Raw genomic sequence first — 15490 nt, forward strand, 5'->3', positions numbered from 1 at the left:
TCAAGTCAAGAAGTGCCAGAGCAGCAGCGTACCCACCAGCCCCACGACCGACACAATGGTCTGCAGCACCGACCATACCCAGATCGTCTGCTTCAACTGCAAGCCAAAGTACTCACGCACCATCCAGAACCCGGCGTCGTTGACGTGGCAGAAGAACACCGAGCCGGCACCGATCGCCAGCGCTACCAATGAGCTTTGTGTCGCCGCCAACCCCGCCATCATCGGCGCAAGGATGCCTGCGGTCGTGGTGGTAGCGACGGTGGCCGAGCCGGTGGCTTGGCGCAACGCAACGGCAATCAACCACGCCAGTAGCAGGTAGGGCATGTGTGCGCCTTCGGCGACCTTGCTGATGGTCTGGCTGACGCCGGCGTCCAGCAGGGTTTGCTTGAGGCCACCGCCGGCGCCGATGGTCAGCAGCAATACGGCGATGGGGGCGAGGGCTTTGCGCAGGGTGTTGCCGACGTCGGCGCGCGGCATGCCGGCGGCCCAGCCCAGGCAGATTACGGCGGCGATCACGGCCAGGCCGAGGGCGATCAGCGGTTCGCCGAGGAACTTCAAGGTCAGGCCAACCGTGCTTTCGGCCGGCAGCGCGACCTTGGCCAGGGTGCTGCCCAGCATCAGAATCACCGGCAACAGAATAATCAGCAACGACACGCCAAAACTCGGCTGGCGCGGTGCCTTGGGCGGTGCGCTGAACAGCGCGCCGATGTCGGCCGGTTCATCTACGTGAAGGCGTTTGGACAGCCAGTTACCGTAGAGCGGGCCCGCCAGGATCACTGCCGGCACCGCCAGGCAGAAGCCCAGCAACATGGTCAGGCCCAGGTCGGCGTGCAACGCGCCGACCGCAATCAACGGCCCCGGATGCGGTGGCATCAGGGCGTGCAAGGTGGTCATGCCGGCCAGCGCCGGTATGGCAATTTTCAGCAGCGGCTGGTTCGAACGTTTGGCCATCACAAAGATGATCGGCACCATCATCACCAGGCCCACTTCGAAGAACAGCGGTAAGCCGATCACCATGGCGACCAGCGCCATCACCCACGGTAATGACCTGCCCTTGCCCAACCCGAGCAGCGTGGTGGCAATGCGGTCAGCCGCGCCGGATTCCGCCATCAGCGCACCGAGCATCGAGCCCAGCGCGATGATGATCCCGGCTTCACCGAGGATCGCCCCCGCGCCTTTACTGAACGCCTTGGCCACCTCTTCTGGCGGCAGGCCTGCGCCCACGCCGGCGATAAAGGTGCCGATCAGGATCGACAGGAACGGCGGCAACTTGGTCGCGCTGATCAGCACGATGATGCTGGCGATCGCCAGTAATACGCAGAACATGAGGCGGGTGTCTTGAACCATCCACGCAGCAGTCGATAACGCCAAAGCGGGACTCCTTATCGAACAGGTTGGGAAATATGTTTCTTTTTGTTTCCTGCTCGAAAAGCATACCTGATACAACTGTTCCAGAGCGTTCAAGCGCCCTTTTGGTGCATCCACAGGTAACGACGGCCTGGCGCGCAGATGACAATTGTGCAACCCGTGCCATTCGATCTGGCCTATAGCTCTATGATCCCCTCGCCCTAACGCAGCAAGCGGATTGCCGGCGATAAGGCCCCCACGCCCCACCACCCTGAGGATTTTCCATGAGCGCAGGACACAGCCACGCCAAGGTACGCGCCGGCCATGAACGTCTGTTATGGCTCGCCCTCGGCCTGACCGGCAGCTTCATGATTGCCGAGGTCATTGGTGCATTCATCACGGGTAGCTTGGCGCTGTTGTCCGACGCTGCGCACATGATGACCGACGCCCTGGCCCTGGGCATTTCCCTGGTGGCCATCCAGGTGGCCAAGCGCGCCGCCGACCGTAAGCGCACCTTCGGCTATGCGCGGTTCGAAATCCTCGCGGCGGCGTTCAATGCGCTGCTGTTGTTCGTTGTCGCGTTCTACATCCTCTACGAGGCGTATCAGCGCCTGCAGGCGCCCGCCGAGATACAGTCCACCGGCATGCTGGTGATTGCCGTGCTGGGGCTTATCGTCAACCTGATTTCCATGCGGCTGTTGAGCGCCGCCAGCGGCGAAAGCCTGAATGTGAAGGGCGCCTACCTGGAGGTCTGGAGCGATATGCTCGGCTCCATCGGCGTGATCATCGCGGCGCTGGTGATCCTTTACACAGGCTGGGGCTGGGTCGACTCGTTGGTTGCGGCAGCCATTGGTTTCTGGGTGTTGCCCCGTACCTGGACGTTGCTCAAGGAAAGCCTGAATGTGCTGCTGCAAGGCGTACCGGACGGCATTGATATCGACCAGGTGGAGCAGGCCATTCGCGGTGTGCCTGGGATCAAGGATGTACACGACCTGCATATCTGGGCGCTCACCAGTGGCAAGAATGTGCTGAGCACCCACCTGGTGATGGATTCGGCGCTCAGCACCGAACAACACATCCTCACCCAGGTGACGGAACTGCTGCATGAACAATTCGACATTTCCCACGCGACCATCCAGGTCGAAGGCGACGGCTTTGCCCATGACGAACATGACGAGGTGCATGCCTGAGCCTGGCTAACGGATTTGTAATGTTCTGCACACCGCTCTGATAAGTACCGAAAGCTACAGTGCCCCGGCTTGGATTTATCCGCCATTTCATGGGCCTGGAACTCTCGTCATGCCAATTCGTGCAAGAACATTGCTGTGGTCGATCGTCGTGTTGCTGACGACGGCGCAAGGGGTCGGTGCACAACCCCTGACCCTCGACGCGGCGCTGCAAACCGCTTTTGCCAACAACCCGGACCTGGCCGCCGCACAGTGGGAAATCGGCATCGCCGAAGGCGCTCGCCAACAGGCGGGCTTGATCCCCAACCCGGTCGCTTCCTGGGACGCCGAAGACACCCGCAGCAGTACGCGCACCACCACTGTGAAACTCAGCCAGACCCTGGAACTGGGTGGCAAACGCAGCGCGCGCATCGATGTGGCGAGTCGCGCACAGGACGCCGCCGCCCTGACCTTGGCGCAGCGCCGCAATGCCTTGCGTGCCGACGTCATCGACAACTACTACGGGGCCCTGCGCGCCCAGGAGCGCCTTGACCTGGCGCAGCGTTCAATGAACGTGGCCGAGCGCGGACTGGCCGTCGCCAACGGCCGTGTCACCGCAGGCAAAACCTCGCCGGTGGAAGCGACTCGCGCGCAGGTGCAATTGTCGGAAATGCGCCTGGAGTTGAACCGCGCGCAAATTGGCCTCACCGACGCCTATCGCCGCCTGGCCACCAGCACCGGCAGCGCCGTAACGGATTTCCAGGCCGTCGCTGGCCAAAACCAACTCACTCCCGCCTTGCCGCCAGTCGCCCACCTGTTGGCGCGCCTTGAGCAGACTGCCGAACTGCGCCTGGCCGAGCTGAGCATCCTGCAAAACGAAGCCAGCGTCGGCCTGGAAAAAGCCCAGCGCATTCCCGACCTCGACGTGTCCATCGGCAGCCAATACGACGCCAGCGTGCGCGAGCGCGTGAACCTGGTGGGCGTGTCGATGCCAATCCCGCTGTTCAACCGCAATCAGGGCAACGTGCTGGCAGCGACTCGCCGCGCCGACCAGGCGCGCGACCTGCGCAACGCCGCCGAACTGCGCCTGCGCACCGAAACCCGACAGGCCCTCGACCTGTGGCAAACCGCCAATACCGAAGTGCGCGCCTTCAACCAGCAGATCCTGCCCGCCGCCCAAAGTGCAGTGGACAGCGCCACTCGCGGTTTCGAGATGGGCAAGTTCAGTTTCCTCGACGTGCTCGACGCTCAGCGCACCCTCATTGCGGCCCGCACCCAGTACCTCACGGCCACCGCCCAGGCCACTGAGGCCTGGGTGCGTATCGAACGGATCTACGGCGACCTCGCCCGGTTTTGATTTTTCCTGGAGTCCTCTATGAACAACACCCATGGCGTGGCGCTAGCCGTCGCCCTGAGCCTGATGCTGTCCAGCTTTGCAAAGGCCGATGAAGAAGAAGGCGAGCTTGAACTCACCGAGCAGCAGATTCAGGCCGCCGGCATTCAGGTCGCCCAGGCTCAGCCGCGTTCGATCAGCACGTTGCTGGTGTTGCCGGGAGAAGTGCGCTTCGATGAAGACCGTACCTCCCACATTGTCCCGCGTGCGGCGGGCGTGGTGGAGTCGGTCAAGGTCAACCTCGGCCAGTCGGTGAAGAAGGGCGAGTTGTTGGCGGTGATCGCCAGCCAGCAGATTTCCGACCAACGCAGCGAGTTGGCTGCCAGTGAACGTCGGGTCGAACTGGCCCGCACCACCTTCCAGCGAGAGCGGCAGTTGTGGCAGGACAAGATCTCCGCCGAGCAGGACTACCTGCTGGCGCGCCAGGCCCTGCAAGAAGCCGAAATCGCCCTGGCCAACGCCCGCCAAAAGATGAGCGCATTGAGTGGCAGCGCGGTGTTGGTCGGCGGTAATCGCTACGAACTGCGTGCGCCCTTTGCGGGTGTGGTGGTGGAAAAACACCTGGGCGTGGGTGAAGTCGTGGGTGAGAGCACCAACGCCTTCACCCTCTCGGACCTGTCCCAGGTGTGGGTGACGTTCGGCGTGTTCCCCAAGGACTTGAACAAGGTGCGCGTGGGCAAGCCGGTGAAAGTCAGTTCCACGGAAATGGGTACTGAGGTGCTCGGCACCGTGGCCTATGTTGGCAACCTGCTCGGCGAGCAGACGCGCACCGCCACTGTGCGCGTGAGCGTGCCCAACCCTGATGACGCTTGGCGCCCGGGTTTGTTTGTCAGCGTGCAGCTGGCCACCGATACGCTCCAGGCCAAGGTCACGGTACCCCAGGAGGCGATCCAGACTGTCGAGGACAAGCCCTCGGTGTTCATGCGCACCGAGCACGGTTTTGTCACCCGTCACCTGGAGCTTGGCGCGAGCGAAAACGGCTACGTCGAAGTCCGCCAGGGCCTGGATGCCGGGGCGCAGGTGGCCACGGTCGGCAGTTTCATCCTCAAGTCCGAACTGGGCAAAGGCTCGGCCGAGCACGCCCATTGATCCCGCGAGTGATTCCCCATGTTTGAGCGCCTTATCCAATTTGCCATCGAGCAGCGCATCATCGTGCTGCTGGCGGTGCTGCTGATGGCCGGTGTCGGCATCGCCAGCTACCAGAAGTTGCCCATCGACGCGGTGCCTGACATCACCAACGTACAAGTGCAGATCAACTCGGCGGCGGCCGGTTTTTCACCGCTGGAAACCGAACAGCGCATTACCTTTCCCATTGAAACCGCCATGGCCGGCTTGCCCGGTTTGCAGCAGACCCGTTCGTTGTCGCGTTCCGGTTTGTCCCAGGTGACGGTGATTTTCAAGGACGGTACCGACCTGTTTTTCGCCCGCCAATTGGTCAACGAACGCCTGCAGGTGGCGCGTGAGCAATTGCCCGCTGGCATCGACACTGCGATGGGGCCGATCTCCACCGGGCTCGGGGAGATTTTCCTGTGGACCGTGGAAGCCAAGGACGGCGCGCTCAAGGAAGACGGCACGCCCTACACCCCGACCGATCTACGGGTCATCCAGGACTGGATCATCAAGCCGCAACTGCGCAACGTGCCTGGCGTGGCCGAGATCAACACCATTGGCGGCTTTGCCAAGGAATACCAGATTGCGCCCGACCCCAAGCGCCTGGCTGCCTACAACCTGACCTTGAATGACCTGGTCACGGCGCTCGAACGTAACAACGCCAATGTCGGCGCCGGCTACATCGAGCGCAGTGGCGAGCAATTGCTGATCCGTGCGCCGGGGCAATTGGCGTCCATTGATGACATCGCCAATATCGTCATCACCAGTTCGGACGGAACTCCGATTCGCGTGCGCAACGTGGCCCAGGTCGATATCGGCCGCGAGATGCGCACCGGAGCCGCCACGGAAAATGGCCGCGAAGTGGTATTGGGCACGGTGTTCATGTTGATCGGCGAAAACAGCCGCAGCGTGTCCCAGGCCGTGGCAAAAAAACTCGAAGAGATCAACCGGTCGTTGCCCGAAGGGGTCGTCGCCGTCACCGTTTATGACCGCACCCACCTGGTCGAAAAAGCCATTGCCACGGTGAAGAAAAACCTCTTTGAAGGTGCGCTGCTGGTGGTGGCGGTGCTGTTCCTGTTCCTCGGGAATATCCGCGCTGCACTGATCACCGCGATGGTGATTCCGCTGGCGATGCTGTTCACGTTTACCGGGATGTTCACCAACAAGGTCAGCGCCAACTTGATGAGCCTCGGCGCGCTGGACTTCGGCATTATCGTCGATGGCGCGGTGGTGATCGTCGAGAACGCCATCCGCCGCCTGGCCCATGCGCAACAGCGCCATGGTCGCCTGCTCGCCCGCAGCGAACGCCTGCATGAGGTGTTCGCGGCAGCCAAGGAGGCGCGGCGGGCGTTGATCTTCGGGCAACTGATCATCATGGTGGTGTACCTGCCGATCTTCGCCCTCACCGGGGTGGCCGGGAAAATGTTCCACCCGATGGCGTTTACCGTGGTGATCGCCCTGCTGGGCGCGATGATTCTGTCGGTGACCTTCGTGCCGGCGGCGATTGCGCTGTTCGTCACGGGCAAGGTCAAGGAGGAGGAAAACTTCGTCATGCGCAGCGCGCGCCGGGTCTATGCCCCGGTGCTGGATTGGGTCATGGCGCGTCGCCCGCTGGTATTCGGCCTGGCGGTATTGACCATCGTCGCTTCGGGCGCCGTCGCCAGCCGCATGGGCAGCGAATTTATCCCCAGCCTCAGCGAGGGCGACTTTGCCCAACAGGCCTTGCGCGTGCCGGGCACCAGCCTGACGCAATCGGTGCAGATGCAGCAGCAGCTGGAAAAAACCTTGATGGCCCAGGTGCCGGAAATCGAGCGGGTGTTTGCGCGTACCGGCACTGCGGAGATTGCGTCCGACCCGATGCCGCCGAATATTTCCGACAGCTATGTGATGCTCAAGCCCAAGGACCAGTGGCCCGATCCTGGCAAGTCGCGCGAGACACTGATCGCCGACATCCAGCGCGCCAGTGCGATTGTGCCGGGCAGCGCGTATGAGTTGTCGCAACCGATCCAACTGCGCTTCAACGAACTGATTTCCGGCGTACGCAGCGACGTGGCGGTGAAGGTGTTCGGCGATGACATGGCCGTGCTCAACAAGACCGCCGGGGAAATCGCCGAGACCCTGCAAAAGCTCAGCGGCGCGTCTGAAGTCAAGGTTGAACAAACGTCTGGCCTGCCGGTGCTGACCATCAATATCGACCGCGACAAAGCTGCGCGTTTTGGCCTGAATGTCGGCGATGTGCAGGACACCATTGCCGTTGCCGTCGGAGGCCGCCAGGCGGGTACGTTGTATGAAGGTGACCGGCGCTTTGACATGGTCGTGCGCTTATCCGATGCGTTGCGCACCGATATCGACGGGCTGTCGCGGCTGTTGATTCCGGTGCCGGGCAACGCGTCTGGCCAGTTGGGGTTTATCGCCTTGTCCCAGGTCGCCAGCCTGGACCTGGTACTTGGCCCGAACCAGATCAGCCGCGAGAACGGCAAGCGCCTGGTGATCGTCAGTGCCAACGTGCGTGGGCGGGATATCGGCTCGTTCGTGGAAGACGCCGAAGCGGCCCTCATCGCCCAGGTGAAAGTCCCGGCGGGCTACTGGACCACGTGGGGCGGGCAGTTCGAACAACTGAAGGAGGCGTCCGACCGCTTGCGCATTGTAGTGCCGGTGGCGTTGCTGCTGGTGTTCGGCTTGCTGTTCATGATGTTCAACAACCTCAAGGACGGCTTGCTGGTGTTTACCGGCATTCCGTTCGCCTTGACCGGTGGGATCATGGCGCTGTGGCTGCGGGATATTCCGTTGTCGATCTCGGCCGGCGTGGGCTTCATTGCCTTGTCCGGCGTGGCGGTGCTGAACGGCCTGGTGATGATCGCCTTCATCCGTAATTTGCGCGAAGAAGGGCGCTCGTTGTCGGTGGCCATCCACGAAGGCGCACTGACTCGGCTGCGCCCGGTGCTCATGACCGCGTTGGTGGCATCCCTTGGGTTTATTCCCATGGCGCTCGCCACCGGCACCGGCGCCGAAGTACAGCGGCCGCTGGCAACGGTGGTGATCGGCGGGATCATTTCTTCTACGTTGCTGACCTTGCTGGTGCTGCCGGCGCTGTATCAGTGGGCGCATCGCAAGGAAGAGGAAACACCAGGCTGAACCGCGTGAAACGGCCCGGCTGGCTGCTGACGTCGGCGTGCCCCTGATGCAGGTGCATGATCGACTGCACAATCGCCAGCCCCAGGCCGGTACCACCTTCGGCCCGGGTGCGGCTGCTGTCGGCGCGATAGAAACGTTCGAACAGGTGCGGCAGGTGATGGGCTTCGATGCCGCGCCCCGGATTGCCGACCGACAGCGACACGCTCTGGTCATAGCTTTCCACCAGCAGCAACACACTGGAAGCGCTGGGGGTGTGGCGAATGGCATTGGACAGCAGGTTGGAAATGGCGCGCTGGATCATCAAGCGATCACCCGTCACCCAGGCATCGCCGCGCAGGCTCAGGGTGACGTGCTTGTCCTCGGCGCTCAGGGCAAACAGTTCCATCACCCGCTGCGCCTCCTGCGCCAACGACACCGGGGCAAACCCGGCCCGCGCCGCCGGGTGGCTGACCTGGGCCAGGAACAACATGTCGGAGACAATTCGTGACAGGCGCTCCATTTCCTCGGTGCAGGATTCCAGGCTGGCCTTGTAGTCGTCCGAGGGCCGTTCGCGTGAAAGGGTCACCTGGGCCTTGCCCATCAGGTTGGTCAACGGTGCGCGCAACTCGTGAGCAAGATCGTCCGAGAACTGCGACAGCTGCTGCACCCCGGCGTCGAGGCGGTGCAGCATGAAGTTGATGCCCTGGGCCAGCTCGCCCAGCTCCTTGGGCAGATTGTCCAGGGACAGGCGATGGGTCAGGTCCTGGGTGCTGACCTTGGCCGCCACGCGACTGAACTGCTGCAGCGGCGCGAGCCCGCGTTGCACCAGCCACCAGGCGCCCATGCCGATCAGGATCAGCAACATCGGCAGGGCGATGACCGTGGAACGCAGGTAGGCACTGAGCAACGCTTCATCATCGGAGCGATCCAGCGACAGCACCACGCGCACGTTCTCGCCCCTTTGCAATGACATCAGGCGGGTAGCGCTGAGGATCCGATTGCCCTGGCCATCGACCCAATTCAGATAGGCCAGGTTTCTGCCCGCGGGCACGTCGAGCAGCAATGGCTGTTGCGGTTTGGCGCCGACGCTCAGCAGCACTGGCGCATCGGGGCGTGCGCCGACGATGGTCAGGTAGATGTTGTCATGGCCCATCACCAGGTCCAGCAATGAGTGGGGGCGGTTGCTGATGTCATGGGCGTCGAGGCCCTGGCCAAGGCTGTGCTCCAGTTGTTCCATCTTGTTTTCCAAGCCCTTGCGCGCCAGTTTGTCCAGCTCGTGGGTCAGGGCCAGGTACGCCAGGGTCGCCAACAGTACGACGAGGCCGGCGCCCATCAGGCTGACCGTCAACCCCAGGCGCATCGACAGGCTGCTGGTCCTCATGCACGCGCCTCCAGTACATAACCCACGCCACGGATGGTGTGGATCAGCTTCACCTCGCTCTGGTCATCGACCTTGGCTCGCAGGCGACTGATTGAGACCTCCACCACATTGGTGTCGCAGTCGAAGTTCATGTCCCACACCAGCGAGATGATCTGCGTGCGGGTCATCACCTCGCCGGCCTGACGCATCAGCACGTGCAGCAGGGCGAACTCCTTGGTGGTCAGGTCGATCCTGCGGTTGCCGCGATAGGCGCGATGACGGCGCGGGTCCAGTTCCAGGTCCGAGACGCGCAGCACCTCCGGAACCGGGATGTGCTCGCTGCGTCGCAGCAGGGTGCGCACACGGGCCAGCAGCTCGGGAAACTCGAAGGGTTTGACCAGGTAATCATCGGCACCCATGTCCAGGCCCTTGATCTTGTCGGCCAGCCGGCCGCGCGCGGTCAGCATCATCACGCGCTGGTTGCCTTCGCGGCGCAGTTGTTCCAGCACTTCCCAGCCGTCGGTGTTGGGCAAGTTGACATCGAGGATCACCAGTTCGTAGCTGTGTTGCCGGGCCAGGTGCAGGCCATCAATGCCGCTGGCGGCGCAATCGACGACATAACCGCTTTCGGTCAGGCCTTGCTGCAGGTAGTCGGCGGTTTTCTGCTCGTCCTCAACCACAAGGATACGCATGGGGGGGGTACCTTCAAAAAAACGGAAAGGGGGCATGGCCTCATCGCGGCGCAGGGCAGGCTTTGCGCGAACTCTGAACCGTGAAGTAGCTTTAGGGTCAAGGCCGGTCAGGCAGGTGCGACGATTCGTCACTGAGCCATCGCACAAAAAAAACGCCCCGGTCGGGGCGTAAAAATTCATCTCTGTTCCAAAGGAGCTACACAAAAGCTGCAGAGATGAGATGTGTTCGGTGTGCAGTGTAGAAAGTGCAACTTAACGAGACGGTGAGGCCAATATTACAGTTCTGACAGACTTCAACTTGTGAAGAGATGTAGGCCATCGGCAAGTGAATGTAAGCGCTGTGCCTTAGCGCACCGCGAGTGGGTACTCGATAATTAGCCGAACTTCTTCCAGGTCCGACTCAAACGCACTAGAGCGCACCGTCGCCTGTCGAAGTCGCAGCGACAAGTCCTTCAAGTTGCCAGCCTGTACGACATATTTGGCTTCGATATCCCGCTCCCAGCGACGTTGATCGGTCAGTGGATCACCGGCCGCATCGCGACGCATGTACACCGCGTTGGCGTTGCTGTAGTCGGCATCGGTGCCTTTGCCGTAGCGGGTCATGAACGACAGGCCGGGGATGCCCAATGGCTGCATGTCCAAGTCGTAGCGCACCATCCACGAGCGCTCCTTGGGCGAGTTGAAGTCGCTGTACTGGATCGAGTTGTTCAGGAAGATCGAGTCCGACTGGCGCAGGTAATCGAAGTCGTCATCACCGTTGTTGCGCTGGTGCGATACGGCCAGGCTGTGGGCGCCGACCTTCACCCCGAGCCTGGCGCTCCAGATGGTGTTGTTGAATTCACCCAGGCGTTTTTTACCTTCGTCCACGGCCTTGTAGTAGTTGAAGTCGCCGAACAGCGAGACCTCCTCATTCAGCGGATAACTGGCCGCGCTGCCGAAGTAATACTGGTCCCAGGCGTCCTTCAGGCGGCTGCTGTAGAGGCTGACGCTGAGGTGTTTGTTGACGGTGTAGTCGCCGCCGAAATAGCCGACCCAGGGCGAGTCGACCTGGCCTGCATAGAAGGTCGCGAAACCTTTGTTCATGCCACTTTCGGTCGGCTGGCTCATGCCGCTCAGGCGTCCGCCCTGCAGGCTGAGGCCTTCCAGGCTGGTGTTCTGCAGGGTCACGCCACGGAAGCTTTCCGGCAAGACGCGCGAGTCGCCGTAAGCCACCACCGGGTTCAACGGGAATACGTCGCCGGCCTTGACCACGGTGTCCAGCACACGCAGTTTCGCGGCACCGCCGACTTTGCTGTAGTTGTCCTCGGGGTGGTTTTCGCTGTCCACCGGCAGCATGCCGAACGAACCCTTGCCGCCGCTGCGGCCGGTGCCCGAGTCGAGTTTCACGCCGACCATGGCGAACGCGTCCAGGCCAAACCCCACGGTGCCCTGGGTAAAGCCAGACTCGAACTTACCGATCAACCCCTGGGCCCAAGCCTCTGAATAGCCGTTGCCGGTGGGGCTGGACTGGCCCTTGCGGTCATCGCGATTGAAGTAAAAGTTACGTGCCAGCACGTTGATGCTGCTGCCTTCGATAAAGCCTTCGGGTGTGTCCTCCACGGCCGCGGCGGCCAGGGGCAAGGCGGCACACAGTGATAGGGGAAGGCTGTAGTGACGGATACGCATGGTTCGCTCCTGGGTAATGGCAGTTATCAGCTTCTTATGGGAGAGGGCGTTCTTATTGATGTGGCCCGGGCTGATAGTTGCAAACCGTGGATAACGAAGAAGTGGCACGTTGATTACAATTCTGGAAACTCACTGTTATCTAACAAATAAGTAATGTTCCGGTGAAGGTGGCGTCAGGGTCCGTTGGTTAGTCTCGGCACTTCACTTTCAGTCGAGGAACTAAGCATGAACTTTTATACCGCTGGCCTGGGTGTGTTGACTGCCATGTTGTCTTTTGGCGCGGTGGCCGAAGGCGGGGGCGATCGTACGTTCGCGCTGATGATGGAACGCAATGAAAAAGCCATGGCCGACTACGCGGCCAAGAAAGGCAAGCCGGCACCCGTGGTGCAGGCTTATCGCTATGGCATGACGCTGGACATTGCCAAGGTGGTCAATGTCACGCCGCCGATTCGTTCGTGCAACCCGGTGCCGTCACGCATGACCTATGAAGACGCCAGCGGCAAGCTCAATACCCTTGAGTATCAAGTGATGGGGGTGTGCCGAAATAACGGCAGTTAATGGATCCAAAAATATAGTTGGGTTGGGGGCCAAAGCCCTCTTAAGAAAACGCCGGAAGCGCCGATGCAGGTCAGATTCATCTCCCTCATTTGGTCATTGGTGCTCCATGTTCAACACCCGTTTGAAGCAGGAGCTGGCGGCTCTTCGCGAAGAATTGTCCAGCTTGAACCAGGTCAAGGAGAGCCTGGAAAGTGAAATGCTGTGCCTGACGCTGGACGCCGAAGGCCGGGTGGAGTGGGCGAACGCCAACTTCCTGCAGGAACTGGCGTACCAGAGTGGTCAACTGCTGGGGCGTTCGATCGAAGACCTGGAGCCGGCCCACGTACGCAGGGATGAATTCCAGCAACGCTTCAAGAACGCCTTGGTGCGTGGCGAACATTTCGCCGGCACCGTGCGCCTGATGCGCGGCAATGGCCAAGAGGCGTGGCTGCGATCGATTCTGCAGCCGGTGCGCGGTTCCGATGGGCGCATCAAGCATTTTTCGATTTATTCCAGCGACCTCACCCGCACGATCGAGGCCTCCCGCGAGCATGAAAACCTCATGAACGCATTGGTACGCTCTACGGCCGTGATCGAGTTTGACCTGGGTGGCCACGTGCTGACCGCCAATGATCGTTTCCTGGGCGGCATGGGTTACACCCTTGCGCAGATCCAAGGCAAACATCACCGGATGTTCTGCGAGCCGGAGGAATACAACAGCACCGAGTACCAGGACTTCTGGAAGCGCCTGAACGCCGGTGAGTTCTTCGCGGCGCGCTTCAAGCGGGTCGATAGCCACGGCCGCGTAGTGTGGCTGGAAGCAACCTACAACCCGGTGCTGGACGCCAATGACCGGCTGTACAAAGTGGTCAAGTTCGCCACGGTGATCACCGACCAGGTCAACCAGGAACAGGCCGTCGCCGAAGCGGCGAACATTGCCTACAGCACCTCGCTGCACACCGACAATAGCGCCCAGCGTGGTACCACCGTGGTGACCCAGGCAGTGGATGTGATGCGCGACCTGGCCAAGCACATGCAACAGGCCGGCGACGGCATCGAGGCGTTGAACGCTCAGTCCCAAGTGATCGGCACCATCGTCAAGACCATCAGCGGCATTGCCGAGCAGACCAACCTGCTGGCACTCAACGCCGCCATTGAAGCAGCGCGCGCCGGTGAGCAGGGCCGTGGCTTTGCCGTGGTGGCCGATGAAGTGCGGCAGTTGGCATCGCGGACCAGCAAGGCGACCGAAGAGATCGTTGGTGTGGTGCGTCAGAACCAGGACATGGCCCGCGACGCGGTGACCCTCATGAACGACGGCCGCATGCAAGCCGAGCAAGGCCTGGCCCTGGCAGCCGAAGCGGGCACGGTGATCGTGGAAATCCAGGACGGCGCCCAGAAGGTGGTCAGCGCGGTAGGCCAGTTCGCCAACCAACTGTCGAGTTGAGTGCAGGGCTTCAGGTATCGTAGGGACTTTCTTGCATGAAGAGTCGACCTTCCATGAGCCCTACCCACCGCCGCCCCGTTCCGCTGTCCAAGGCCTACCGCTTGCTCAACCACGGGCCCACCGTGCTGGTCAGCGCCGCGCACAATGGCCAGCGCAATATCATGGCCGCTGCCTGGGCCATGCCGTTGGATTTCGAACCGCCGAAAGTCGCCGTGGTGTTGGATAAAGCCACCTGGACCCGCCAACTGCTGGAAGGCGCCGGCACCTTTGTGCTTCAGGTGCCGTGCGCGGCCCAGGCTGATCTGGTGCAAACAGTGGGCAATACGACCGGTTCCGAGACTGACAAATTTGCCACCTACGGCCTGCAGGTATTCAACGGTGAACACACCGAAGCGCCCTTGCTGGAAGGCTGCGTGGCCTGGCTGGAGTGTCGCCTGCTGCCCGAGCCGCACAACCAGCAGACCTACGATCTATTCCTGGGAGAGGTCGTGGCGGCCTATGCCGACGAGCGCGTGTTCAGCGATGGGCACTGGCACTTCGAAGGCCACGATGAGCTGCGCACCCTGCACCATGTGGCGGGTGGGCATTTCCTTACGATCGGCCAACCCGTCACCGGTAACACCCTTGCCTGATGCGCCCCTGTAGGCGCCGGCGCCTACAGGGTTACCAGTGTGCCTGGCTGAGCGCTTCGGCAAACGCCATCAGCTTCGGCGAATATTGCCGGGACGGCGGATAGACCAGCGAGATCGCCCGACTGCGCCCGGCCACGTCTTCCAATATCGGCACCAGGCGCCCGGCGGCCAGGTCGTCACGCACGGCGAAATCCATCACCTGGGCGATGCCGAAGCCGCCCACGGCGCCGTCCACCAGGGCATCGCCGATATCAAAGATCAGCCGCCCTTCGACACTCACGTCCTGCACCTTGCCCTCGATCATGAACTGCCAATCGACCATGCGGCCGCTGCGCAAATTGCGCACGGTGAGGCAGTGGTGGTCGTTGAGTTCAGTGACGCTCCTGGGCGTTCCGAAACGTGCGAGGTAAGCAGGCGCGGCCACGGTGACCCAGCGTAAGGGCGGCAGGGCGCGGGCGATCAGGCGCTGGTCCTGGATCTCGCCGGTACGCAACAACGCATCGAAGCCCTCGTCGACAATATCCACCAGGCGGTCAGTCATCACCGCCTCGATGCGCAGTTCGGGGTAGCGCAAGGTCAATTCGCCGATCACCGGCATCACCACTTTGCGCCCGAACAGCGACGGTGTACTGATCTTCAACAGACCGGACGGGGTGCTACGCCGGTCGAGCATCAGTTTCTCGGCTGCGGCTAACTCCGCCAGCAACGGCGCACTGCGCTCGTACAGCATTTGCCCGTCGGGGGTGAGGCTGACGCTGCGCGTATTGCGTTGCAGCAGGCGAACCCCCAACTCGTTCTCCAGCCGCGAAATGGCGCGGGACAGGCCCGATTGTGTCAGCCCCAGGTCACCCGCTGCGCGGGTGAAGCTGCGGGTTTCGGCCACGCGGACCAGTAGGCGGACAGCGTTCAGATCCATGATTAAAGTCATTACTGAAAGAGTGATAGCGCTATTTATCATCTATCCAGCATGAAAGACACTGACGGCCTCTCATTTTCGGACAGGACGCTGTGATGTCTCCCTCTCGACCCT

11 protein-coding genes and 2 pseudogenes are annotated in these 15490 nt (G+C 61.8%); 8 read left to right on the plus strand and 5 right to left on the minus strand.

Annotated elements, in window-relative coordinates:
• Nucleotides 1-1371, minus strand: a complete 1371-nt coding sequence (locus tag ATH90_RS03580; protein WP_098465713.1) for a GntT/GntP/DsdX family permease — start codon at nucleotides 1369-1371, stop codon at nucleotides 1-3.
• A gap of 260 nt (nucleotides 1372-1631) precedes the next feature.
• Here ATH90_RS03580 and ATH90_RS03585 point away from each other — a divergent pair, with 260 nt between their 5' ends.
• The 4 genes from ATH90_RS03585 to ATH90_RS03600 all read left to right on the plus strand — a co-directional run bounded on the left by ATH90_RS03585 (nucleotide 1632) and on the right by ATH90_RS03600 (nucleotide 8151).
• Nucleotides 1632-2537, plus strand: coding sequence for a cation diffusion facilitator family transporter (locus tag ATH90_RS03585; RefSeq protein ID WP_098465714.1), 906 nt, complete (start codon nucleotides 1632-1634; stop codon nucleotides 2535-2537).
• 109 nt (nucleotides 2538-2646) lie between these two features.
• Entirely contained in the window at nucleotides 2647-3870 is a 1224-nt protein-coding gene (locus ATH90_RS03590) for a TolC family protein (RefSeq protein ID WP_098465715.1), read from the plus strand.
• Nucleotides 3871-3888: 18 nt separating this feature from the next.
• Nucleotides 3889-4995 carry an efflux RND transporter periplasmic adaptor subunit gene (locus ATH90_RS03595; protein WP_098465716.1) on the plus strand — a complete coding sequence of 369 codons (1107 nt, stop codon included), beginning with the start codon at nucleotides 3889-3891 and terminating at the stop codon, nucleotides 4993-4995.
• 18 nt (nucleotides 4996-5013) lie between these two features.
• Nucleotides 5014-8151, plus strand: coding sequence for a CusA/CzcA family heavy metal efflux RND transporter (locus ATH90_RS03600; protein ID WP_098465717.1), 3138 nt, complete (start codon nucleotides 5014-5016; stop codon nucleotides 8149-8151).
• Here the strand turns inward: ATH90_RS03600 and ATH90_RS03605 are convergent.
• The 3 genes from ATH90_RS03605 to ATH90_RS03615 all read right to left on the minus strand — a co-directional run bounded on the left by ATH90_RS03605 (nucleotide 8075) and on the right by ATH90_RS03615 (nucleotide 11847).
• Nucleotides 8075-9511, minus strand: a complete 1437-nt coding sequence (locus tag ATH90_RS03605) for a heavy metal sensor histidine kinase (protein ID WP_069021659.1) — start codon at nucleotides 9509-9511, stop codon at nucleotides 8075-8077. The genes ATH90_RS03600 and ATH90_RS03605 overlap by 77 nt on opposite strands.
• On the minus strand, nucleotides 9508-10182 hold the full coding sequence (locus ATH90_RS03610) for a heavy metal response regulator transcription factor (RefSeq protein ID WP_034101953.1): 675 nt from the start codon (nucleotides 10180-10182) through the stop codon (nucleotides 9508-9510). Before ATH90_RS03610 ends, ATH90_RS03605 begins: the two co-directional genes overlap by 4 nt.
• A gap of 345 nt (nucleotides 10183-10527) precedes the next feature.
• Complete coding sequence (locus tag ATH90_RS03615) at nucleotides 10528-11847, minus strand: OprD family porin (RefSeq protein ID WP_098465718.1); 1320 nt, start codon at nucleotides 11845-11847, stop codon at nucleotides 10528-10530.
• A 225-nt stretch (nucleotides 11848-12072) separates the two neighbouring features.
• Between ATH90_RS03615 and ATH90_RS03620 the strand changes: the two genes are divergently transcribed.
• The 4 genes and pseudogenes from ATH90_RS03620 (at nucleotide 12073) to ATH90_RS03630 (ending at nucleotide 14460) form a co-directional block, all read left to right on the plus strand.
• Nucleotides 12073-12405 carry a DUF2790 domain-containing protein gene (locus tag ATH90_RS03620; RefSeq protein ID WP_098465719.1) on the plus strand — a complete coding sequence of 111 codons (333 nt, stop codon included), beginning with the start codon at nucleotides 12073-12075 and terminating at the stop codon, nucleotides 12403-12405.
• Between the two features lie 196 nt (nucleotides 12406-12601).
• Nucleotides 12602-13288, plus strand: a pseudogene (locus tag ATH90_RS29835) (PAS domain-containing protein); the annotation flags it as partial.
• A 111-nt stretch (nucleotides 13289-13399) separates the two neighbouring features.
• Nucleotides 13400-13828: pseudogene (locus ATH90_RS29840) on the plus strand (methyl-accepting chemotaxis protein); the annotation flags it as partial.
• Between the two features lie 53 nt (nucleotides 13829-13881).
• A complete protein-coding gene (locus ATH90_RS03630) occupies nucleotides 13882-14460 on the plus strand; it encodes a flavin reductase family protein (protein WP_034101961.1) in 579 nt (192 codons plus the stop codon).
• 31 nt (nucleotides 14461-14491) lie between these two features.
• Here ATH90_RS03630 and ATH90_RS03635 read toward each other — a convergent pair whose 3' ends face one another.
• The gene (locus ATH90_RS03635) at nucleotides 14492-15376 is read right to left on the minus strand and encodes a LysR family transcriptional regulator (protein ID WP_034101963.1); all 885 of its coding nucleotides are present in this window, start codon (nucleotides 15374-15376) and stop codon (nucleotides 14492-14494) included.
• Between the last annotated feature and the right edge of the window lie 114 nt (nucleotides 15377-15490).

Source organism: Pseudomonas lurida (genome assembly GCF_002563895.1).
GTDB lineage: Bacteria > Pseudomonadota > Gammaproteobacteria > Pseudomonadales > Pseudomonadaceae > Aquipseudomonas > Aquipseudomonas lurida.